This is a genomic window from Gammaproteobacteria bacterium, from assembly GCA_041395725.1.
In the GTDB taxonomy this organism is placed as follows: Bacteria; Pseudomonadota; Gammaproteobacteria; order Pseudomonadales; family Pseudohongiellaceae; genus NORP240.
Map to the genome: position 1 here is coordinate 1690829 of JAWKZW010000001.1, position 22714 is coordinate 1713542.

The 22714-nt window shown below is 56.5% G+C and carries 17 protein-coding genes; 8 read left to right on the forward strand and 9 right to left on the reverse strand.

Annotation, left to right across the window (positions count from 1 at the left end; genetic code table 11):
• Positions 1 to 24 precede the first annotated feature (24 nt).
• On the reverse strand, positions 25 to 1464 hold the full coding sequence (gene argH / locus R3F50_07460; protein ID MEZ5490141.1) for an argininosuccinate lyase: 1440 nt from the start codon (positions 1462 to 1464) through the stop codon (positions 25 to 27).
• A 215-nt stretch (positions 1465 to 1679) separates the two neighbouring features.
• Here argH and hemC point away from each other — a divergent pair, with 215 nt between their 5' ends.
• From hemC to R3F50_07480, 4 genes are all read left to right on the forward strand, one after another.
• Positions 1680 to 2612, forward strand: a complete 933-nt coding sequence (gene hemC, locus R3F50_07465; GenBank protein MEZ5490142.1) for a hydroxymethylbilane synthase — start codon at positions 1680 to 1682, stop codon at positions 2610 to 2612.
• Between the two features lie 40 nt (positions 2613 to 2652).
• Complete coding sequence (locus R3F50_07470) at positions 2653 to 3561, forward strand: uroporphyrinogen-III synthase (protein MEZ5490143.1); 909 nt, start codon at positions 2653 to 2655, stop codon at positions 3559 to 3561.
• Between the two features lie 35 nt (positions 3562 to 3596).
• A complete protein-coding gene (locus R3F50_07475; GenBank protein ID MEZ5490144.1) occupies positions 3597 to 4718 on the forward strand; it encodes a uroporphyrinogen-III C-methyltransferase in 1122 nt (373 codons plus the stop codon).
• Positions 4719 to 4788: 70 nt separating this feature from the next.
• Positions 4789 to 6063: a heme biosynthesis HemY N-terminal domain-containing protein gene (locus R3F50_07480; protein MEZ5490145.1), complete on the forward strand. Its 1275-nt coding sequence runs from the start codon at positions 4789 to 4791 to the stop codon at positions 6061 to 6063.
• Positions 6064 to 6073: 10 nt separating this feature from the next.
• On the opposite strand, the gene ubiD is transcribed toward R3F50_07480, so the two are convergent.
• From ubiD to hemB, 4 genes are all read right to left on the reverse strand, one after another.
• Entirely contained in the window at positions 6074 to 7546 is a 1473-nt protein-coding gene (gene ubiD, locus R3F50_07485) for a 4-hydroxy-3-polyprenylbenzoate decarboxylase (protein MEZ5490146.1), read from the reverse strand.
• Positions 7547 to 7600: 54 nt separating this feature from the next.
• Complete coding sequence (rho, locus tag R3F50_07490) at positions 7601 to 8860, reverse strand: transcription termination factor Rho (protein ID MEZ5490147.1); 1260 nt, start codon at positions 8858 to 8860, stop codon at positions 7601 to 7603.
• 732 nt (positions 8861 to 9592) lie between these two features.
• Positions 9593 to 9919 (reverse strand): thioredoxin TrxA, encoded by a 327-nt coding sequence (gene trxA / locus R3F50_07495; protein ID MEZ5490148.1) that lies wholly within the window; start codon positions 9917 to 9919, stop codon positions 9593 to 9595.
• A gap of 350 nt (positions 9920 to 10269) precedes the next feature.
• Positions 10270 to 11274, reverse strand: coding sequence for a porphobilinogen synthase (gene hemB, locus R3F50_07500; GenBank protein MEZ5490149.1), 1005 nt, complete (start codon positions 11272 to 11274; stop codon positions 10270 to 10272).
• 234 nt (positions 11275 to 11508) lie between these two features.
• Between hemB and R3F50_07505 the strand changes: the two genes are divergently transcribed.
• A complete protein-coding gene (locus tag R3F50_07505) occupies positions 11509 to 13686 on the forward strand; it encodes an FAD-dependent oxidoreductase (GenBank protein ID MEZ5490150.1) in 2178 nt (725 codons plus the stop codon).
• An 8-nt stretch (positions 13687 to 13694) separates the two neighbouring features.
• On the opposite strand, the gene gshA is transcribed toward R3F50_07505, so the two are convergent.
• From gshA to yrfG, 4 genes are all read right to left on the reverse strand, one after another.
• Entirely contained in the window at positions 13695 to 15302 is a 1608-nt protein-coding gene (gene gshA / locus R3F50_07510) for a glutamate--cysteine ligase (GenBank protein MEZ5490151.1), read from the reverse strand.
• A 42-nt stretch (positions 15303 to 15344) separates the two neighbouring features.
• Positions 15345 to 16907, reverse strand: coding sequence for a phosphoenolpyruvate carboxykinase (locus R3F50_07515; GenBank protein MEZ5490152.1), 1563 nt, complete (start codon positions 16905 to 16907; stop codon positions 15345 to 15347).
• A 170-nt stretch (positions 16908 to 17077) separates the two neighbouring features.
• The gene (locus R3F50_07520) at positions 17078 to 17488 is read right to left on the reverse strand and encodes a S4 domain-containing protein (GenBank protein MEZ5490153.1); all 411 of its coding nucleotides are present in this window, start codon (positions 17486 to 17488) and stop codon (positions 17078 to 17080) included.
• Positions 17489 to 17498: 10 nt separating this feature from the next.
• Positions 17499 to 18236: a GMP/IMP nucleotidase gene (gene yrfG, locus R3F50_07525; protein MEZ5490154.1), complete on the reverse strand. Its 738-nt coding sequence runs from the start codon at positions 18234 to 18236 to the stop codon at positions 17499 to 17501.
• Between the two features lie 65 nt (positions 18237 to 18301).
• On the opposite strand from yrfG, the gene cysQ reads away from it, so the two are divergent.
• From cysQ to R3F50_07540, 3 genes are all read left to right on the forward strand, one after another.
• Complete coding sequence (cysQ, locus tag R3F50_07530) at positions 18302 to 19117, forward strand: 3'(2'),5'-bisphosphate nucleotidase CysQ (protein ID MEZ5490155.1); 816 nt, start codon at positions 18302 to 18304, stop codon at positions 19115 to 19117.
• Positions 19118 to 19517: 400 nt separating this feature from the next.
• Positions 19518 to 21365 carry a DUF885 domain-containing protein gene (locus R3F50_07535; protein ID MEZ5490156.1) on the forward strand — a complete coding sequence of 616 codons (1848 nt, stop codon included), beginning with the start codon at positions 19518 to 19520 and terminating at the stop codon, positions 21363 to 21365.
• A 33-nt stretch (positions 21366 to 21398) separates the two neighbouring features.
• Entirely contained in the window at positions 21399 to 22703 is a 1305-nt protein-coding gene (locus R3F50_07540; protein ID MEZ5490157.1) for a serine hydrolase domain-containing protein, read from the forward strand.
• Positions 22704 to 22714 lie beyond the last annotated feature (11 nt).

The window sequence follows — 22714 nt, forward strand, 5'->3', positions numbered from 1 at the left end:
TAACGAAGTTGGTCATCGGCGGTGTCAGATCGGGCCGGTGCTGTGCCCGGCCTGCCGTCGCTCAGCCATCCGCTGCTGCAGCATCTCCCGGGCTGTGCTGATTGCGCGCCTCACCTGGCCCGGTGCCGTTCCCCCGATATGGTCCCGGGCATTGACGGAACCCTCGAGGGTCAGAAAATCAAAAACGTCTGCGCCGATCGCGTCGGAAAACTGTTGCAACTCGACCAGCTCGAATTCGCTCAGGTCTTTGCTTTTGGCGAGGCCATAGGCAACTGATTTGCCGACAATTTCATGGGCGTCACGAAAGGCAATACCCTTCTTGACCAGGTAATCGGCCAAATCGGTGGCGGTGGCGTAGCCGCGCAGGGCCGCCTGGCGCATATTGTCCCGTTTGGCCTGGATATGGGGCACCATGTCGCCATAGGCCTGCAGACAATCCTTCACGGTATCGATCAGGTCGAAGACCGGTTCTTTGTCTTCCTGGTTATCCTTATTGTAGGCCAGCGGCTGGGATTTCATCAGGGTCAGAAGGGCAATCAGATGCCCGTTGACGCGGCCGGTTTTGCCGCGCACCAGCTCTGGCACATCAGGGTTCTTCTTCTGCGGCATTATGGATGAGCCGGTACAAAATTTGTCAGGAAGGTCGACGAAATCAAACTGGCTGGAAGCCCACAGCACAAGCTCTTCGGAGAAACGGGACAGGTGAGTAAGCAGGATGCTGGCAAATGCCGCCAGTTCGATGGCGAAATCCCGGTCGCTCACGGAATCCAGGGAATTTCTTGTTGGCCCGTCGAATCCCAGTTCGGCCGCGGTGAAGTTTCTGTCGATAGGGTAGGTGGTGCCTGCCAGGGCTGCGGCGCCTAAAGGTGACAGGTTTAATCTCTTTCGGCAATCGAGTAGGCGTGTGTAGTCACGGTCCAGCATTTCAAACCATGCCATAAGATGGTGACCGAAAGTTACCGGCTGGGCGGTCTGCAGATGGGTGAACCCAGGCATGATGGTATCGGCTTCCTGTTCTGCCAGCACCAGCAGTGCTTCCTGCAGTCGCGTGATCATAGCCGCTATGATGTCGGCCTGCTCCCGCACATAGAGGCGGATATCGGTTGCCACCTGGTCATTTCTGGACCGGCCGGTGTGCAGTTTCTTTCCGGTTATACCGATACGCTTTGTCAGCTCGGCCTCGATGTTCATGTGCACGTCTTCCAGCGCTACCGACCACTGAAAGCTGCCCGCCAGGATATCGTCTGCGATAGCCTGGAGCCCCGAGATTATCTGCCCGGCTTCGTCTTCACTGAGCACGCCGATTCTGTACAACATTCTGGCGTGAGCGATAGAACCCGTGATGTCCTGTTGATAAAGACGCTGATCAAAATTGACGGACGCGGTAAAACGTTCCACGAACTGGTCAGTGGGTTCTGAAAAGCGTCCGCCCCAAAGTTTATCGGCGTCTTTGTCGTTGCTCATGGTGTTCTCTGATAACTGTCTGGTTTGAATTGCCGCGCGATTATAGCAATATTATTCGGACTATGACGGATTATCCCGTAGAATGAACAGCCTGATTTCACTGTCCTGTTGGCTCCGGCGGGTCCGAAAAAGCTGAGTAGAAACAGGAAAAACAGGAAAAGCTCACTGTCTGGGAAAGCAGAGAAAACCAGACAGGAGCCGCAAACGGAGGATGAATGACTGCCAGGCAACTTACTATCGCAACCCGGAAAAGCCCCCTGGCATTGTGGCAGGCCTACTATGTCCGGGATCGTCTGCTGGAGCAGCATCCCGATTTACAGGTTGAACTCCTCACCATGACGACCCAGGGGGACAAGATTCTCGATACACCGCTGGCCAAGGTGGGAGGCAAGGGGCTGTTTGTCAAGGAGCTGGAACGGGCCATGCTCGACGGGGAGGCCGATATCGCCGTACATTCCATGAAAGACGTACCGGTAGAGTTTCCTGACGGCCTGGGGCTGGCGGTAATCTGCCCACGGGAGGACCCATCCGACGCCCTGGTGTCCAATCAATACGCGTCGCTGGAGGCCTTGCCGGAAGGGGCCCGGGTCGGCACTTCCAGTTATCGGCGTCAGTGCCAGGTGCGCAATCTGCGGCCCGATCTGCAGATTCATGATCTCAGGGGCAATGTAGGAACCCGGCTGGGGAAACTGGACGCCGGGCAGTATGAGGCGATCATCCTGGCTTCGGCAGGGCTGATCAGGTTAGAGCTGGAGGCACGAATCCAGCAGCGCCTGGATTATTCCACCTGCCTGCCGGCGGTAGGCCAGGGTGCCGTGGGGATTGAGTGCCGCTCCGACGATCAGCAGGTGCAACAACTGCTGGCCTGCCTGCATGATGAACAGACTGCGCTTCGTGTGCGTGCTGAACGGGCGGTGAACAGTCATCTGCAGGGTGGCTGCCAGGTACCCTTGGCAGCCTTTGCCGAACTGCAGGGGGACCGTTTGTTTCTCCGGGGTCGGGTCGGTAATCTTGACGGCAGTGTTCTGCTGAAGAGTCAGCGCGAAGGGGATTGCGCCGATCCCGAAACCCTGGGTATCGCGGTTGCCGAAGACCTGTTGAGCCAGGGAGCCGACAGGATTCTCGCCGCGTTGCGCTTATTGAAGTGAACCCCACTTTAAACCAACCGACTGAAAGATCGGACCCGGTATGAGTGAATCTGACCGCCTTGCGGGACTGAATGTCCTGGTGACCCGGCCGGCCGGCCAGGGTGACTCTCTGGCCGCCGCGATCGAGCGGGCTGGCGGAGTGCCAGTGTTGTTCCCTCTGCTGAGTATCCAGCCGGTTGAGGATGCCGCCCGGGTAGCGCTGATCAGACACCGTATTCAGGATCTCGATAACTATCATATTCTGGTCTTTATCAGCACCAATGCGGCCAGGTTCGGCCTTGAGTGGATCGACCGCTACTGGCCACAATTTCCCACCGGTATCGACGTGGTCGCCGTCGGCCCTTCCACTGCAGAGGCGCTTGCGGCCTTGCCCTGTGCCATCGCTACTTCACCCGCTGGTATGCAGAGCGAAGATATTCTGCAGCTGCCCCTGCTGACCGATGTCAAAGAGAAGAAAATCGGCCTGTTTCGCGGAGTGGGAGGGCGTGAGCTGCTGGCGGACACGCTGCGGGAGCGCGGAGCTCAGGTAGACTACATAGAAACCTATCTGCGCAGCGAGCCCGGTGTCCAGGGTGCCGAGCTGCTTGAAGTTTTACGTGACAGGAACATTAACGCGATCAGCGTTACCAGTGGTCAGATGCTCGATACACTGTGCAGGCTGGTCGATTGCAGGCACGTCCCTGTGAGTCTGATACCATTAGTGGTGCCCTCTGAACGGATTCAACAGGCGGCATTGGCTGCCGGTTTCGAGCAGGTTATTAACAGCAGTGGTGCCACGGACCACGCAATCGTTACTGCGCTGATGGAGATTGCCGGTGGACGCAGTCCCCGGGCAGGCGATGCCGACAGGCTTGCTACAGAAAGGCTTGATACAGAAAGGGCTGTTAAGGAAAAGCATGGAAAGGAAAGGCATGACTCCCTCAGAGCAGCAAAGGATGAGGCACCCTAGCGAGTCATCACGGGACATCAGAGAAGGGGCAGACAGTGGCCGACAACGTTGAAACACCCAGGGTCCTGGATGAACTGACCAGGGCCAACGCCGCTCCCGTGCCCGCAGGGAGAGGCCGGGCGGGACGTTCGGTTTTGCGTCGCCTGTTGGTCGCCCTGCTGCTATACGTGCCACTGTTACTGAGCCTGGGCTATCTTGCCTACCTGCAGTGGCAGCTAAACGCAGGCTTCAATCGACTCGCCACGGATAACAGCCGGTTACAGGACACTGTCCGTACCAGCAGCGCCCGGATTGCCGAACTGGAGAGCGAGGTGAGTTCGGCCTCGACTTCGGCGGCGCTCGATGCAGCGGCTATCGAATCCCTGCAGAATGAATTCTCCAGTCGTCTTGAACAGGTTAATGCGGTGCTGGCGGCACTGCAGAACCAGCTGCCACGTACTCTGGATCAGGAGAACGGGCGCTGGCAGTTTACCGAAGCCCAGCACCTGCTGCGGTTGGCCAGCCGGCATCTGCCGCTGAGCGCCGACGTGCCAAGCACAATCCGCCTCCTGCAAACCGCTGACCGCCTGCTGGTGGAGTCGGCGGATGATCGGATTGCACCCGTTCGGCAGGCCCTGGCGGCTGATCTGGAACGGCTGCGGGCTGTTGAAGATTTCGATCCCCAACGCGTGTATGAACGCCTCAATCGTCTTCGCGAGCAGCTGGCCGGGCCTGCGCCCTCGGTGCAGGACGTTTATTTACAGCGACTGGCGAACCAGGGTCAGGATGGTGCCGAAGCAGCTTCGCAACAGAATCGCTCTTTGCTGGACAGCGCCGCGGCTTACCTGCGCTCGGTTTTCATCTGGCGGAAGTGGCCCGATGGCCCGGAAAATCTGCAGCTTCCCGGTGAATTGTTTTACGCCCGCAACAACATCAGTCTGGTACTGCAGCAGGCGCAGTTGGCGCTTTTGACGCGACGTCGGGGTATCTTTCTCGACAGCCTGCAAAGGGCCCGGGACCTGGCCGGGCGCTATCAGACGCTGCTGGGTGAGCCGGCGGCGGAGCTGCCTGGCGAGCTGAGCAGTCTGATCGAGGGGGATGCGTTTCCCGATCTTCCGCAGACTCTGGAGTCCAGCGAACTCATGGAGCGTCTGGTGGCAGGCTCGATAGGAAGATGAGCAGGATCAGACAGGCGCGATGCCAGGCGAACCCAAATCAGCCAACCAGGAAAGGTGCCCGACCTCGATCATGTTGAAAATGCTGCTCTATCTGGTGCTGCCGCTTGTCGGTGTGGTTGCGCTGACTGTTTTTCTCGATCTGGCTCAAGATCCCGGTTATCTGCTGGTGGCCTGGCGCAATGTCACCTTCGAGACCAGCCTGGTTGCCGTCGTTTTGGCCGGCGTCTTTCTGTTGCTGCTGCTTTGGCTGCTGGTGCGATTGGTGGCCTGGCTCGATCCTCGTCGCTGGCTCCGGTTTTTGCGCGGAGCACAAAAACCCGGGGTCGTCAAAAATGACCGCACTACTCAGGGCCTGATTGCCTATGTCAGAGGCGACTGGGAGTCGGCTTACCGGGAGCTGGAGCTCAGTTTTAACGACGCTGATATCAGTGTGGCGAACTACCTGGCCGCCGCCCAATCGGCCAATGAGCTGGGTCAGGAGGCGGTGTGGACCAGGTGCCTGGATATGGCTGCGAAGCGATTCCCGGCGGCGCTGTCGCTGATCAACGAAACCCGGGCAGAGCTGTTGTGGAAAAACAGTCACCAGGAAGAGTCGCGGGTGGTCCTGGAACAACTAGAGCGGACTTCGGCCAGTAGCAGGCAACTGCTGTCCCTGCAGAAACGGGTGTATCTTGATCTGCAGGACTGGAACAGACTCGACACCCTGATGACGCAGCTGACAGACCGGCAACTGGTCAGCGAAGAAGAAGCGAAACAGCTGGCGCGGCGCATTTTTCGCGGTAGGCTGTTGCAGCTGGGCGAACGGGCTGGCGCCGATGTCCCGGACAGCGACAGCATTGCGGCTGAACTCATCAGGCTTTGGGATGGCGCACCGCACGCCTATCACAAGGACCCGGAGCTGGTCGCCCTGATAGCCAGGCTGCTGGCCGGCGCTGGCGCCAGGGAGGAGTCGGCCCAGATTCTCGAGTCAACCCTGTCCAAGGCCTGGGATGATCAGCTGATTGAGTTGTATGGCACCGAAGATCTGGGTAACTACCAGGCACAGCTGCTGATTGCGGAAGGCTGGCTGCAGGAACGGCCTAATAACGGTGTTCTGCTTCTGACCCTTGGCCGACTCGCACTGCGTAACAGGGAATGGAGTAAAGCGCGGGAATACTTTGAAGCCAGCTGTCTGCTGAGGCCCGATGGCCAGGTTTACGGGGAGCTCGCCAGGCTGCTCGCCAGTCTCGGCGAGGCAAAAGCCAGTCTGCCTTATTTTGAAAAATACCTGCAGGCCGTCGACAGTCCGCTGCCTGAACTGCCGCTACCTGAATCTGAGTCTTCGGTTGGAGAGCCGAACGGCTGACTGGGCTGGCTTACTTGCTGGCGAAGATATTCAGTTCTTCCCACAGATCATCAACCCGGTTTTTAACCGAAGCATCCATTTTTATAGGCTGACCCCATTCCCGACTGGTTTCTCCCGGCCATTTGCTGGTGGCATCGATACCCATTTTGGAACCCAGGCCTGATACCGGGGAGGCAAAGTCCAGGTAGTCGATCGGCGTGTTGTCGATAAGTACGGTATCACGGGACGGATCCACCCGCGTGGTAAGCGCCCAGATCACATCATTCCAGTCACGGACATTGACATCGTCGTCAGTCACCACGACGAACTTGGTGTACATGAACTGTCGTAGAAACGACCAGGCGCCCATCATGACCCGCTTGGCATGACCCGGGTACTGTTTCTTGATGCTGATAACCGCCATGCGATAGGAGCAGCCTTCCGGTGGCAGATAAAAATCCACGATCTCAGGATATTGCTTCTGTAAAAGCGGCACGAAGACTTCATTCAGTGCCACGCCCAATACTGAGGGTTCGTCGGGGGGGCGGCCGGTGTAGGTGCTGTGATAAATGGCGTCTTTACGGCGCAGCATCCGCTTGACGGTAAATACAGGGAATTTTTCCACTTCGTTGTAATAACCGGTATGGTCGCCGAACGGCCCTTCTGGCGCCAGGTCGCCAGCTTCGATCACCCCTTCCAGCACGATTTCCGCACTGGCGGGCACCTGCAGATCATTGGTCTGGCAGGCAACCAGCTCGGTCTTTTCGCCCCGTAACAGGCCGGCGAATGCATACTCTGACAGTGTGTCCGGGATCGGTGTCACGGTGGCAAGAATGGTAGCAGGATCGGCGCCAAGCGCGATGGATACCGGAAACGGCTGGCCCGGATGGGCTTCCTGCCAGTCCCGGAAATCCAGTGCGCCTCCCCGATGTGACAGCCAGCGCATGATGAGTCGGTTGCGACCGATCAGCTGCATACGATAGATGCCCAGATTCTGGCGATCCTGTCTGGGTCCCCGGGTTATCACCAGGGGCCAGGTAACGAGCGGGCCGGCATCACCAGGCCAACAGGTCTGGATAGGCAGGCTGGACAGGTCTATGTCATCTTCCTCGAAGATCTCTTCCTGAAAAGGAGCACTGCGTTTGATGTTGGGCTTGATGTTCAACACCTGGCGATAATTGGGCAGATTCTGCAGCAGCTCTTTCCAGCCCTTGGGCGGTGAGGGTTCCTTCAGCAGCGCCAGTAACTTACCGACCTCCCGAAGCCCCTGAATATCGTCCTGCCCCATGGCCAGCGCCACGCGTCGGGGTGTGCCGAACAGGTTGCCGAGCAGTGGTGTCTTGTTCTTCGGGTTTTCAAACAGCAACGCCGGACCGGCGTTACGCAGGGTGCGATCGCAGATTTCGGTAATTTCCAGGTAGGGGTCTACTTCGGTGGCAATGCGTTTAAGCTCACCCTGCTTTTCAAGCAGAGCGATAAAATCACGTAAGTCGCGCAGCGCCATCGATTATCCTCAAACAGACTGTCAGTGCCAGAAACCAGGTGTTATCGAATCAGTCTATTTACGCTTCATGGCGTTGAAGAACTCCTCGTTGGTCTTGGTATCCTTCAATTTGTCGAGAATGAATTCCGTTGCCTGAACGTCTTCCATGGAGCTCAGTATCTTGCGCAAAATCCACATGCGCTGCAGTTCTTCTTCGGAAGTAAGCAGATCTTCGCGCCTGGTTCCCGAACGCCTGACGTTGATTGCCGGATAGACCCGCTTCTCGGCAATCTTGCGGTCCAGGTGCAATTCCATGTTGCCGGTGCCTTTGAATTCCTCATAGATGACTTCATCCATCTTGGAGCCGGTCTCGACGAGGGCGGTGGCGATAATAGTCAGACTGCCGCCTTCTTCGAGGTTACGGGCTGCGCCGAAGAAACGCTTCGGGCGTTCCAGTGCGTGGGCGTCGACCCCGCCGGTAAGAACCTTGCCAGAGGAAGGGATGATAGTGTTGTAGGCGCGTGCCAGTCGGGTTATGGAATCGAGCAGAATGACCACGTCTTCCTTGTGCTCGACCAGCCGTTTGGCTTTCTCGATAACCATTTCGGAAACCTGTACGTGGCGTGAGGGGGGTTCATCGAAAGTACTGGCTACTACTTCGCCGCGCACAGAACGCTGCATCTCTGTCACTTCCTCGGGGCGTTCATCGATTAGCAGAACGATAAGTCGACATTCCGGGTTGTTCCTGGTAATCGACTGGGCGATGTTCTGCAGGATAAGAGTTTTACCGGCTTTCGGTGGCGACACGATCAGTCCGCGCTGGCCTTTTCCGATAGGCGCTACCAGGTCAATGACGCGGGCGCTGAGATCCTCGGTACTGCCGTTACCGACTTCCAGTTTCATCCTGTCATTGGGGAATAATGGAGTCAGGTTTTCGAACAGGATTTTGTTCTTGGCGGCTTCCGGTTTGCTGAAGTTGATCTCGTTAATCTTCAGTAGCGCAAAATACCGCTCGCCTTCCTTAGGTGGTCTGATTTTTCCGGAAATTGTATCTCCGGTCCTCAGGTTGAAGCGTCTTATCTGACTGGGTGAAACATAAATGTCGTCCGGACCTGCCAGGTAGGAAGAGTCGGATGAACGCAGAAAACCAAAGCCGTCCTGAAGTATCTCCAGTACACCATCTCCGTAGATATCTTCGCCGTTCTTGGCGTGTTTCTTAAGGATAACGAAGATGATGTCCTGCTTTCGGGTTCTGGATACATTATCCAGGCCCATTTCCTGAGCAGTTTTTAATAACTCGGCGATGGGTTTCTGCTTTAGTTCAGTTAGATTCATAGCTTGGGGATCACAAAAGGGTAAAGGGAGATTGGGTTTATTAATTAGTTTGTTGGTGTTGAGAAAACTACAGAAAAAATCTGGCCCCGGGGAAAGCCGTCAGCATTTTGAAATCTGTTCAATTAATCGATCAACATACGTCCTGTTCACTAACTCGATTGAATTCGTAACTCTGCGCCAGCCGAAAAGAGAATTAATATCAAGTTGCTCTGATACTGTAATGCAGTTCTGGATCAGCGGCCTGATAAGCCTCGTTGGCTCTTTTCAGTACCTCTTTCCAGGTAAACTCTTTTCAGAAAAACTCTGGATATTATCGATGTCTTTTTTAGGATTTCTAACTTCAAATTCTCAATTGATTGCGACGGCCCGGTGTGGCCACTGGGTTTTGCAAGAGGTCAGGGTAAATCAGCGAGAAGCAAGAGGTCAGGTGCTTTTGATGCTCTCAATATAGAACGACTCTCACACTTCGTCCAGATTTTTTTGCTTTTACGGCTGAATACTATTCGATTGAGCACTATATCGGCATACGTCTGCCGAACTTTTCAAGCTAACACTAAGGAAATATTCCCGAAATCTCTCGTCAGGGGGCGTCGTTATTGATATCCCCGGACTTGTTGAGCTATCTCGACTTTCTCTACTATCGTGATTGTCGCGATGGTCTCGAATAAGGAGTGATTCAGCTGGGAGCCGATTCCGCTTGACGTAGCGGAACCGGAAGCCATTAAACGTAAATTATATTACGCTGTCAATAAAAGCAGACAGCTGGGATTTTGACAGAGCGCCCACTTTTGTACCAACCACTTCACCGTTACTGAACACAATAAGCGTTGGTATGCCGCGAATTCCATACTTGGGGGCAGTCTGGGTATTGGCGTCAATATCCAATTTGCAGATTTTCAGCTTGCCTTCGTAATCGTCGGCAAGTTCTTCCAGAACCGGAGCAATCATCTTGCAGGGGCCACACCACTCAGCCCAGAAGTCCACCAGGACCGGGCCATCTGCTTCCAGAACATCTTGATTAAAACTGGTATCAGTTATGTGAACGATTTTTTCGCTCATGTATAGATTCCTTTGATTCAGTTAGTCGTTTAGCGGGAAATATGTAGAGAAATTATAGCTGCCGGGCTGGCTGGAAGAGGGCGTTATGGTAGTTCTGACTGGCCAATCTCGTGAAAAAATCAGTCTCTAAACTAGCGATAATCGTGGATTCCTTGACCTTTAGGGCTCAGGCAACTTTTAGCTGGGCTCTATAATAAGGCCAAAACAGGGAGATTCAAGCGAAAAATGCCGTAAACGTGCCGAAGGCCCCTGTTTTGGCCCGGCAGGCTTATGGAAAATGGCCAGCGGATGTCGGTTGGTAGCGGAATCCCGGGTGCGAAAGCCGGGTCAGACGCGGCGGGGGAATCCCCTCACCCCTTCAGCATGCGGGCCACTTTCGGGGCGAAGTAGGTCAGAATCGCGTCCGCACCGGCACGTTTGATACAAACCAGAGACTCCAGCGCTACCGCGTCCTCGTTCAACCAGCCATTTCTGGCAGCCGCCATGTGCATGGCGTACTCTCCGCTCACCTGGTAGACGAAAGTCGGTACGCCAAATTGATTCTTCACTTTGCTGACGATGTCCAGATAGGGCATGCCCGGCTTTACCATTACCATATCCGCCCCTTCGGCGAGATCGAGAGCAACCTCCTGCAGGGCTTCATCACTGTTCGCTACATCCATCTGGTAGGTATGCTTGTTGCCACTGCCCAGGTTGGAACTGGACCCCACTGCATCGCGGAAAGGCCCATAATAACTGGAGGCGTATTTGGCTGAATAAGCCAGAATGCGGGTATAGATCAGGCCCTGTTCTTCCAGCGCTTCCCGAATGGCACCGACGCGGCCATCCATCATATCTGAGGGTGCCACTATGTCGGCGCCTGCTTCAGCCTGAGAAAGCGCCTGCCTGACCAGCGCTTCCACGGTTTCATCATTCAGCACATAGCCGTTTTCATCGATGATGCCGTCCTGCCCGTGGGTAGTATAGGGATCCAGGGCCACGTCTGTGATTATCCCCAGGTCGGGAAAACGTTCCTTCAGGCCTCGAACTGCTCTCTGTACCAGCCCTTCCGGGTTGTAAGCTTCGCGGCCGTCTTCCGTTTTACCTGCCGGATCCGGAGACGGAAACAGGGCAATAGCCGGAATGCCAAGATCGACCAGCTGTGCGGCTTCCTCCAGCAACTTGTCGATGCTGAGCCGATACATATCGGGCATGGAGTCGATGGGTTGACGCTGCCGCTCACCCTCAACGATGAAGATCGGGAAAATAAGATCATCGACCGTAAGCCGGGTTTCCTGCATCAGTCTGCGACTGAACCCATCCCGGCGCATGCGGCGCATTCGGGTAACGGGGAATTTACGCTTTATTTCTGGCACGTTGTAATCCTGGTGCGCTTCCAATTCAGGGTCCAGGGGTTATTATGGCTGACCTTGAAAGAAATTACATCCTGCCGGGTCCCTGCAATAGCAAGCAGCCCCTGCTGCCCGCACGCAATCTCGCTCAGGGTCGAAACGGGAAATCCGTTTGACAGGGAATGTCTCTGACCTTGAATTCAGGACGTTGGCCGGGTGGCCCCGCCATCCTGTAAAGACAACAACAGGAAGAATAATTTGAAAAGCTCCAGACTTCTGCTCGTGCTGATAATCGCCGCAACCTTGACCTCTTATTTTGCTTTTGATCTGGGGCGTTTTCTGACGCTTGATTACATGCAGTCTCAGCTGACCTCCGTCGAGCAGCTTAAGAATGAAAATTTCGTGCTGTTTGCCGCTGCCTATTTTTTCATCTATGTGCTTGTAACAGCGCTCTCGATTCCCGGTGCGGTGTTGATGACTCTGTTGGGTGGTGCGGTATTTGGCCTTGCCTGGGGGGTCGTGCTGGTGTCCTTTGCGAGCAGCATAGGTGCAACCCTGGCATTCCTCGTGTCCCGTATTCTGCTTCGGGACTGGGTGCAGGCGCGCTTTGGAGACTACCTGACCTCTTTTAACAGGGGAGTGGAGAAAGATGGTGCCTTTTACCTGTTCAGCCTTCGCATGGTGCCTATTTTCCCCTTCTTCATGATAAATCTGCTGATGGGTCTTACACCCATATCCGCTCTGTCTTTTTATCTGGTCAGTCAGGCGGGCATGTTCTTCGGGACGATCGTGTTCGTCAACGCGGGTTCAGAACTCGCCCAGATTACGTCTTTGTCCGGTCTGGTCAGCGGTACTGTGTTGCTGTCGTTCGCTCTGATAGGTGTTTTCCCGCTGATTGCACGACTTCTGGTTAACACGATCAGGCGGAATCGTATGCTCAGGCAGTTCAAAAAGCCCTCTCATTTCGATGCCAACGTTGTGGTTCTGGGTGCCGGCTCCGCAGGCCTGGTAGCGTCATTGATCGTAGCTGGCGCCAAGGCCAGGGTCGTTCTGATCGAGAAGCACAAGATGGGTGGGGATTGCCTGAATACCGGTTGTGTTCCGAGCAAATCGCTGATCCGCAGCGGGCGGGTGGCGTCCTATCTGAAACGGGCCTGTGAGTATGGTCTGAAGGCCCCGGCAGCGGAGGTTGATTTCCCCGCGGTCATGGAGCGCGTTCAGGGAGTGATCAAGGCGATTGAACCCCATGATTCGGTTGAGCGTTTTACTTCGCTGGGTGTCGAATGCGAGCAGGGCGAAGCCAGTATTCTGAATCCGTACCAGGTAAAGGTGAACGACCGTGTAATCAATACCCGCTCAATAATCATTGCCACGGGTGCAAGACCTTTCGTGCCATCCATACCGGGCCTGGACCAGATCGATTACCTCACCTCTGATACTGTCTGGGAACTGCGTGAACTGCCGAAGCGCCTGCTGGTTATCGGTGGCGGCCCGATCGGCTGCGAATTGGCACAGGCGTTCAATAACCTTGGGGCGGCCGTGACCCAGGTGGATCAGGCGCCCCGCATCATGCCGCGGGAGGATGCGGAAGTGTCAGAGCTGGTAGCCCGCCGGTTTGAGAATGAGGGTATCAGAGTATTAACCGGGCATAAGGTCGTGAGTTTCCGCAAGACGGACGATGGGGCCGTGATGGAGGCCGAACGCGAGGGTGAAAAGGTTGAAGTAGGCTTCGACCGGGTCCTGTTGGCCATTGGGCGTAAAGCCAATGTAGAGGGTTTTGGTCTCGAAGCGCTGAATATGCCGCTGACCAGACAGGGTACGCTGGAGGTGAATCAATACCTGCAGACCGCCTATCCGAATATTTACGCCTGCGGAGACGTTGCCGGTCCTTATCAGTTCACCCACATGGCCTCATTCCAGGCCTGGTATGCAGCACTGAACGCGTTGGCGGGCTGGCTGCGCAAATCCCCGATCAATTACCGGGTCGTTCCCTGGGCCACTTTTACCGACCCGGAAGTGGCCAGGGTGGGACTGAACGAACAGGAAGCAAAGGAAAAAAACATCGCCTACGAAGTAACCCGCTACGATCTCTCCCACCTGGATCGTGCCCTGGCCGACCAGGAGGCCCACGGGTTCGTCAAAGTGCTGACCGTACCCGGCAAGGATAAGATACTGGGGGTGACGATCGTCGGTTATCATGCCGGCGAGCTGATTGCCGAGTACGTGTTTGCCATGACTCATGGGCTGGGTTTGAAAAAGATCGCCGCCACCACCCACATCTACCCGACACTGATGGAAGCCAACAGGTTTGCGGCCAACAACTGGCGCAGTGCCAGGTTGCCCGTTAAGCTGTTTCCTTACATGGAGCGTTTTTTCCGCTGGCAGCGGCGGGAATCCAGGGCGGACAGGGCGGCCCGCTCGGTGTCCGTTGACTGATCAGCGGTTCACGAAACGTGATACGCGTTCCATTCAGCCAGGTAGCTTTCAAAGCTGCTGGTGTCGCTTTCCTCAATTTCTTTTTGTCGCTCTCTGGAAATTGAGGCGGCCGCTTCCAGGATAGCCAGATTTTTGCTGTCGATAGTCCCCCGCCGTAACGTTTCCCGGTGTTCCAGGGAGACCTCCATGGCGTAGCGGTAGAAAGATTTACCGGATTGCCGCATGCCGTTCAACAGTCTGCCGGAAGGGGTCAGGTCAGGATTGACAACTTTTTCACGTTGTTTCTCCAGGCTCGCCACATGCATCTTGTTGGCCTCGCATTCGTCCAGGATAACGGCGGCCTGCTGAATACCGTCCAGCAGTTTGTTTGCCCACTCGGTCAGAGCGACTGGATTGCCGCGCCAGTTCAGTTGCAGTTCCGGGTCCCGGCCGCGGGAGATCACTGCTTCCAGGTTCTCGCCAATCTCTTTTTGTTCTTCAGGGTTGCAATCCGGGCTGTCGCTGAGCAGACAATAAAGCAGGAACGCGTCCAGAAACTTTGTCTGTTCCTTGTTTATACCGATAGGTATAAAGGGATTAAGATCCAGCGAACGGACTTCGATATACTCGATACCGCCACGCAGCAGTGCCGAAAGCGGCCTTTCGCCCGGTTCAGTTATACGTTTGGGGCGAATGGTGCTGTAAAACTCGTTCTCCAGTTGTAGCAGGTTGCTGTTCATCTGCCGGCGCTCGCCGTCGGGCCCGGTTCCGATTGCCTGATAAGGGGGGTAGACGGTCTGCAGGGCGGAGCTGAGGCTGTCGACGTAGCTGTGCAGATCGTTGTAGCAGACGAACAGGGATTTTTGCGCCTCGCTGCGGTATCCGAGGTCGCCCATCCGCAGACAGGTAGCATAGGGCAGATACAGGGTTCCGTCATCGTATTCTTCGAGATTATGGGTTCGCCCCCGGGCGAAGCACTTGCAGGTGACCGGTGAGGCACCGAACAGATACAGCAGCAGCCAGCTGAAGCGGTGGAAATTACGAATCAGGTGCAGATACCGGGAGGTTTGAAATTCCTGCAGGCTGCCTTCGTCGTTGCAGTGGCGTTGAAAGGCCGGCCAGAATTCGTCGGGCATGGAAAAATTGTAATGAATGCCGGCGATAGTCTGCATGAGGCTGCCGTACCGCTGGCTGAGGCCGCGACGGTACAGAGTTTTCAGCCTGCCGATATTGGAATTGCCGTAGTTGGCCAGGGGTATATCGTCGAGGTTACCGGTCGGGCACGGCATACTGCACGCCCATAGCAACTCGTCGTTTTCCAGGTGTTGATAGGAAAAGCGATGGATGGCTTCGAGGAACTGCAGGCACTCATCGATGTTGTCACGGGCCGGAGTTATGAATTCCAGAAGGGCTTCAGAGAAATCCGTGGTGATGTAGGGGTTGGTAAGCGCGGAACCCAGGCCACCGGGATGAGGCGACAGGGCTATGCTGCCTTCTGGTGAAACCCGCAGACTTTCTTTCTCGATGCCGCGGCGAACGTTTCCCCATTCAGGTAAAAATTCCACCAGGTTGAAGTACTCGAGACTTTGCTCAAATTGCCCGGCCAATGGCGTCCCTCTCTCTGTTATATGCTGCAATCAGATTTCTGATGATTGCGGCGGTGTTGTTTTTGCAGGCACTCAAACCTGTTGTTGCGGCCCTGCCGCGATGATCGTGTCCGCGATATCGAACCGCTTGATATTCTCGTTGAACTGGGCAATCAGGTTGGCCGCCTGCCTGTCGTAGGCGGCGTGGTCCAGCCAGGTATTTCTGGGATTGAGCAGAGAGCTGTCTACACCGGCTACCAGCTTTGGTATGTCGAGATTCAGGCCCGGAAGGTGTTCGGTTTCGGTGTCCCGCAGGGCATCGGTCTGTATTGCCGCGAGAATGGCGCGGGTAGTGGGGATGTCGAAGCGTTTTCCCACGCCGTGGGGGCCGCCGGTCCACCCGGTATTTACCAGGTATACCTGGCTGCCGAAATCATCGATACGTTTCATCAGCAGGTCTGCATAGACATTTGCCGGGCGCGGGAAGAACGGTGCCCCGAAACACACAGAGAAAGTGGACTTGATGCCTTCCCCGGCACCCATCTCAGTGGATCCCACCAGGGCGGTATAGCCACTGAGAAAGTGATAGGCGGCCGCCTGCTTGCTCAGGATTGCTACCGGAGGCAGGACACCCGTCAGGTCACAGGTCAGAAAGATGATGGAGCGCGGCTCGCCGGCGCGATTTTCAGGCACGCGCTTCGCGATGTGTGCCAGGGGATAGCAGGTGCGGGAGTTTTCGGTCAGGGTGGTGTCCGCGTAATCGGCAACCCGGGTCTTTTCGTCGATTACCACGTTCTCGATTACGGCGCCGAACCGGATGGCATCCCAGATAACCGGCTCGTTCTGCTGGCTGAGGTTTATGCACTTGGCGTAACAGCCCCCTTCGATATTGAAAACAGTCCCTTTGCCCCAGCCGTGCTCGTCATCACCGATCAGATAGCGGTCCGTATCGGCGGACAGAGTGGTTTTGCCGGTGCCGGACAGGCCGAAAAACAGGCAGACATCTCCGTCGTTCCCCACATTTGCCGAACAGTGCATCGGCAACACGTCTTTTTCCGGTAACAGAAAATTCTGCACGGAAAACATCGACTTCTTCATCTCTCCTGCGTAGCGCATCCCTGCCAGTAGAACCTTGCGTTGAGCGAAATTGATAATGACCACGCCATCGCTGTTAGTGCCGTCCCGCTCCGGCTCGCAGACAAACCCGGGTGCGCTGACGATCTGCCAGATCTGCTTGTCTTTGGGATTGTAGGTGTCAGGGCCGATGAACAGAGTCTTGGCAAACAGGTTGTGCCAGGCGTACTCGGTAGTCACAGAAACTGGTATGTAGTGTTCCGGATCCGCCCCGACATGGAGGTCGGCAACGTAAATGTCTTTTTCCGACAGAAACTGGCTCACCCGGTTCCACAGGGCGTCGAAGGCGTCCGGCTCAAAGGGCTGGTTGACTGCCCCCCAATCGATGGAATCGGAGGTGCTGGGTTCTATTACGATAAAGCGGTCTTTGGGACTCCGACCGGTGCGGTGACCGGTTTCAACCACCAGTGCCCCGGTGTCGGCCAGGCGACCTTCACGGTTCTGCAGGGCGAGCTCAATGAGCTGACTGTTGGGAAGATTGCGGTGGACGGTTTGGTCAGGGATGTCAGACTGACTCGTCATTATCGGTTTACCTGTGAGGCAAAAAAGTGCCTTGACTGTGCAACTTGTTTGGTGGGCTGACTGTTCGATTCCCGGAAGCTGCCGGGCGTGCTTACTCGTGGCATTCAAGAAGGCAGCCATTATGCCAAATAAAAAGCCCTGGAGTAAAAGCTTCCCTGGCGTGAAATGCGTTATTCCTGCTGTGAGTTCTTGAACTGATGGATCAGGCGCCGGTCCCTTTTGGTGGGCCGGCCCTCGGTCTGCAGATGCCTGGGTAGCGCCTTGCGTTGTTCCGCGGCAAGTTTCCGGCGTTCGATACTCTCCGGGGTCTCTTCATAGAGCAGCTGGGCCTCCATGGCTCCGCGTCGCTGTTCGGTCAGCCCCGTCACAATGACCGTCTTTTCGTCGAAGCCCTGCCGCAGGCTGATCTGCAGGCCTTCGTGAACTTCCTTGCCCGGTTTTGCCCGTGCCCCGTCGCAGTGCACCTTGCCACCTTCGATGGCCTGCTTGGCGATAGCGCGGGTTTTGTAGAAGCGGGCTGCCCACAGCCATTTATCCAGTCTTACCTTGCTGTCCCGCAACGGGTTGTCCTGTCTGCTCATGGTTCCCTGCTCACGGGGCTTCACTCAATGGCCGGGAACCGGCAGCTGGGTGGAGTGCCGGCATGATGTGCCCGAAGTCGATGATCTGCGGAAATTCCTCCGCCAGCAGGGGGTCCTGCTGACTGTCCGGTTGATAAATACCGTACAGGTAGCGGATCTGCTCTTTTTGCGCCTGGCGCAGCACCGGCAGGCTGTCGTCGATCAGCATGGTTCGATTGGGGTCGTAGTGTTCCAGTTCCAGCAGGGCAGTCCAGAAGCCATGGTTTTCCTTGGCCAGGCGCAGCACATGGGAGCTGATCGTATTGTCAAAGTACCTGCCGATACCGGTGTGTGCCAGTTTCAGATTGAGGCTGTCGGGGTGGGCATTGGTAATCAGCAGTATGCGTTTATCCAGCTGCCGCAGCTTGGTCAGCAGATCGACGACGTTGGGTCGGATAGCGATCTTGTGTTTGACTTCGTGTTTGAGCAGCGTGATGTCCAACTGCAACTGCTCGGCCCAGAAATCAAGGCAGTACCAGTTGAGGGTGCCCCGCAGTTCGCTGTACATCTGGTGCAGCCTGTGGCTGGCACTCTCCAGGTCCATGCCCCTGGCGCGGGCCCAGGCGCGGGGCAGGAATGTCTGCCAGAAGTAATTGTCAAAATGCAGGTCCAGCAGCGTACCGTCCATGTCGAACATGACGGTATCAATTTGTGCCCAGGGTGGCATCTGGCTGCCCTGCGGGTGGCTTTCGTTACTTAACTCGCGCATAGTACGTTGTGCAACGACTCGTGATTTAGCTGGAAATCGCGGTATTTAATCTGAGGTTCCCAAGTATGATTGATGAACAACTTCTGCACCTTGCCGGCCAGATTGCTGAAGCCGCAGGCCGGGAGATTCTCCAAGTTTATAACAAGACCGGCAATATTGATGTAACTGTCAAGGATGACAACTCACCCCTGACCGAGGCTGACCGGCGGGCCCATGAACTGATCGTGGCCAGGCTGAGCCAGCTGAACCCACCGTTGCCGGTTCTGTCGGAGGAATCCGAGCAACTGGATTTTACTGTTCGAAGCCAGTGGTCCCGATACTGGCTGGTAGATCCGCTGGACGGCACCAAGGAGTTCATCAAACGCAATGGTGAATTTACTGTCAATATTGCCCTTATTGAAGACGGCCAGCCAGTCATGGGGATCGTCCATGTTCCTGTCACGGGTATCACTTATCTTGGCCTCAAGGGTGTGGGAGCCAGTCGCGTGGAGGCGGGCAACGCCACGCCGATTCATTGCCGCAGGATCAGCCCCGGCCAGAAATCCCTGCAGGTAGTGGCCAGTCGCAGTCACCGTGCACCGGCGCTGGATGGTCTGCTGGACAGGCTGCGCGCTGAATTCACCGACCTGGACCTGGTGAGCATGGGCAGTTCCCTGAAGATCTGTCTGGTTGCCGCCGGGCAGGCGGATCTCTATCCGCGCCTGGGACCCACCTGCGAGTGGGACACAGCGGCGGCCCACGGAGTCCTGCTCGCCGCTGGCGGGACGCTGGTGGACCCGGACTTCAAAGAGCTGCGCTACAACAGCAAGGCCGAGCTGCTTAATCCGCACTTCACCGCTATTGCTGATCCGTCTGTTAACTGGCAGAAGTTCTTCGACTGATGCTTAACAACGGCTCACTACAACCTGCCGTAAACAGTGGCCCACTGCTGGTCGGCCACTGACCTGCCGGGAGCGCCAGACCCTTCAGACCACAGGCTGACTGGCGACGTAACCTGATGTCCGCGCGGGTGCGCCTGGATTTGCGCCAGGGTCTGGTTTATCCAATCATTGTATAAAGTGTTGGCCCAGGACCGCTTCGCTGCTTCCGTAGCAGCATTTCCAGCGCCGTACTCAATTTTTCTGGATATCACGTAGAATGACTACGCTCAATCCAAAAAAATCCCCGTGCGACACTGGAAATGCCACTCGGAAAGTTCCTGACCTCAACAACTTATGCAATGATTGGGTACCCTGCGGTGGCACCAGGGGTTCCCTGAGCCCGGCTGACACGGAGTACACCATGAAACGCTTTCTCGCCCTCTTTATTCTGCTCCCTTTGCTGGTTGCCTGCGGCAATGAGGAGACTTCCCGGACCGACCAGGCTGCGCCTGTAACCAGTCCCGCAACAGCGTTGACTGAAACCGGGCGTCTCAATGCCTGGCTTGACGAACAGTTCCTGGAATTGCTCGATTTCAGCCCGGAAATGCGCACCCGGCTTGGTGAAAAAACCGACTATGACCAACTGGACGATAGGTCCGAAGCGGCTGCCGAGCGGCAGTTGGACTGGCGGCGGGACAGCGTAGCCAGTATGCGCCGGCAATTTGATTATGACGCACTGACTCCGGATGGTCAGCTGTCCTGGGATCTGTGGGAATACAACCTGGACATCGCTGAGCGGGGCAGGCCGTATTGGCGCCATGGCTATATTTTTGGTAGAGGCGGGCCTCATGCCGGCCTGCCCAACTTCCTGATCAACTTTCACCGGGTGGATACCGAGCAGGACGCCCGGGCCTACCTGTCGAGGCTGGAACAGATACCACGGGTATTCGACCAGCTGCTGGAACGTGCACAGCTGGCTGCCCGGGAAGGCATCCGCCAGCCTCGGTTTGCCTTTGATTTCGCCCTGGAGGAGATTGCGCGGGTGACCGCCGGTCAGCCTTTCAGTACCGAGGGTGAGTCGCCCCTTTGGGCTGATCTGAAGACTAAGGTAGGGGCCCTCGTGCAGGCCGGAACACTGGATTCCATGGCTGCGTCGGCCCTGCTGGAGGAAGGCCGGCAGCTGCTGAGCGGGCCGGTGGCCGAAGCCTATTCGGCACTGGCCGACTGGTTGCGGGCGGACCGCGAAAACAGCACCGAAGCGGCCACCGGAGTATGGAATCTGCCCGATGGTGAAGCCTACTACAATTATCGACTTAACCTGATGACAGGACTCGACCTGACTGCCGACCAGATTCACGACATCGGGCTGGCCGAAGTGGAACGTCTGACCGGTGAGATGGAGACCATCAAACGCAGCGTCGGCTTCGAGGGCTCCCTGCAGGAATTTTTTGTTTTCATGCGGGAGAGTGATCAGTTTTACTTCCCCAACACCGATCAGGGTCGGCAGGACTACCTGGAGCTGGCCCGCAGTTACCTGAGCGCCATGGACGAAAAACTGCCGGAGTACTTCGGCAGGCTGCCGTTGGCCGGACTGGAAGTCAGACGCGTGGAAGCGTTTCGTGAACAGGACGGTGCCGCGCAGCATTATATGGCGGGTGCGCCGGACGGATCCCGCCCGGGAGCCTTCTATACCCACCTGTCCGACATGAACGCCATGCCGGTCTACCAGTTGGAGGACGTGGCTTACCATGAAGGAAGCCCTGGTCACCACATGCAGATCTCCATTCAGCAGGAGCTGACCGACATTCCCAGGTTCCGCACCCAGTCGAGGAACACCGCCTATACCGAAGGCTGGGGGCTGTATGCTGAGTATCTGGCCAAGGAGATGGGATTCTTCCAGGATCCCTATTCAGACTTCGGCCGCCTGACCGGTGAAATCTGGCGGGCAATTCGACTGGTCGTTGATACCGGTATTCATTCCCGGCAGTGGAGCGAGGAACAGGCGGTCAGCTATATGCTGGAAAATTCACCCCTGGCGGAAGGCGCCGTGCGATCGGAGATTCAGCGCTATATAACTGGCCCGGGACAAGCGACTGCCTATAAGATAGGCATGATGCAATTCCTGGAACTGCGGGAAGAGGCGCGATCCCGACTCGGTGATCGTTTCGATATCAGGGAGTTCCACGATGTGGTTCTTGGCGCGGGCGCCCTGCCGATGCCCATCCTGCGTGAGCGGGTGGAGCGCTGGGTACGCGAGCAGCAGGTCTGAGATAACAGCAGAACAGAGTGGTGTGGAGGTTTTATGAAACGAATGTTAAAAAACAGAAACAGCAGCGAGGCCCGGGTTAAGCGGCAGCGCGGCGGCCTGGTCGCTACTGCGCTGGTGTTGCTGAGCTGGTCGATGGCTGGCTACGCCCAGGGTCTGGCGAGCGCCGCACCGGAAGATGTCGGTCTTTCCCGCGCTGGTCTGGCAACCGCAACGGCCCGGCTGCAACAGCACATTGACGACGGTGATATTGCCGGCGTGGTAGCCGTGGTGGCCAGGGATAATAAAGTCGTCTATTTCGAATCCCTGGGTCAGATGGATCTGGAGAGCCACAAGCCGATGGTCGACGATGCGCTGTTCCGGCAATATTCGATGACCCGGCAGATCACCAGCACAGCAATCATGCTGCTGGCGGAGCAGCAGGCGCTCAGCGTTGATGACCCTGTCAAGAAATACCTTCCCCAGTTTGAAAATCAGCGGGTATTCCTGAATCAGGCTGCCCCGGACATCAATCAGACCCGGGAACGGGTTGGCGACATCACCATTGCACACCTGCTCACCCATACCGGCGGACTGGGTAGCCGCAGCGTGCCTGTGTATCGGGAGAACAATGTCAGGGATCGCAATATTACCCTGGAGGAAATGGTGGACAATGCAGCCCGTGTACCGCTGTTTTTCGACCCGGGCACCCAGTTTAACTATGGCATCTCCGCCACCATCCTCGGGCGGGTCGTGGAAGTGGTTTCCGGCATGCCATTCGAGGATTTTCTGCAGACCCGGCTGTTCGAACCGCTTGCAATGACCGATACCGTCTTCTGGGCGGATCCGTCCCGGGTAGACAGGCTGGCTACTGTCTATCGTCCAACCGACGGAAAGCTGGTTCCCTACCAGATTGAAAGCGTTCCCTTCACCGTCAGGCCGCGACTGGTGGAAGGCGGTGTAGGCCTGCTTTCGACGGCGCGAGACTACCTGAATTTTTCCCAGATGCTGCTGAACGGTGGCGAGTTCAACGGTGTCAGGGTTCTGCAGGAAGAGACCGTTGCGCAGATTTTTGCCAACGCCGTGCCTGACAGTGTGCTGCCTTTGAATTCGCGAGGTTATTGGCTGGGGTCCGGCTGGTCGCTGGGGGGATTCAACGTGGTCCTCGACAGCGAAGCCTACAATTTTCCGGTCAGCAACGGCACTATCTGGTGGGATGGCTCGGCCGGGACCCGCTATTTTATCGACCCGAATGAGAACATGGTGGTAGTCATCATGGCCCAGGTTTCCCCCGCCAGCGGGAATGGTTTTCGCGAGAATTTCAAAGCCCTGGTAGATGCGGCCATTGTGGAGCGGCGTTAGGGCTGGCAGGG

Bases quoted from the DNA above. Each gene is read 5' to 3' on its own strand.
- R3F50_07515 (MEZ5490152.1), bottom strand. From the start codon at position 16,907: ATGACGAGTCAGTCTGACATCCCTGACCAAACCGTCCACCGCAATCTT.
- yrfG (MEZ5490154.1), bottom strand. From the start codon at position 18,236: ATGCGCGAGTTAAGTAACGAAAGCCACCCGCAGGGCAGCCAGATGCCA.
- R3F50_07470 (MEZ5490143.1), top strand. From the start codon at position 2,653: ATGAGTGAATCTGACCGCCTTGCGGGACTGAATGTCCTGGTGACCCGG.
- R3F50_07535 (MEZ5490156.1), top strand. From the start codon at position 19,518: ATGAAACGCTTTCTCGCCCTCTTTATTCTGCTCCCTTTGCTGGTTGCC.
- R3F50_07540 (MEZ5490157.1), top strand. From the start codon at position 21,399: ATGAAACGAATGTTAAAAAACAGAAACAGCAGCGAGGCCCGGGTTAAG.
- hemC (MEZ5490142.1), top strand. From the start codon at position 1,680: ATGACTGCCAGGCAACTTACTATCGCAACCCGGAAAAGCCCCCTGGCA.
- argH (MEZ5490141.1), bottom strand. From the start codon at position 1,464: ATGAGCAACGACAAAGACGCCGATAAACTTTGGGGCGGACGCTTTTCA.
- R3F50_07480 (MEZ5490145.1), top strand. From the start codon at position 4,789: ATGTTGAAAATGCTGCTCTATCTGGTGCTGCCGCTTGTCGGTGTGGTT.
- ubiD (MEZ5490146.1), bottom strand. From the start codon at position 7,546: ATGGCGCTGCGCGACTTACGTGATTTTATCGCTCTGCTTGAAAAGCAG.
- rho (MEZ5490147.1), bottom strand. From the start codon at position 8,860: ATGAATCTAACTGAACTAAAGCAGAAACCCATCGCCGAGTTATTAAAA.
- cysQ (MEZ5490155.1), top strand. From the start codon at position 18,302: ATGATTGATGAACAACTTCTGCACCTTGCCGGCCAGATTGCTGAAGCC.
- trxA (MEZ5490148.1), bottom strand. From the start codon at position 9,919: ATGAGCGAAAAAATCGTTCACATAACTGATACCAGTTTTAATCAAGAT.
- R3F50_07520 (MEZ5490153.1), bottom strand. From the start codon at position 17,488: ATGAGCAGACAGGACAACCCGTTGCGGGACAGCAAGGTAAGACTGGAT.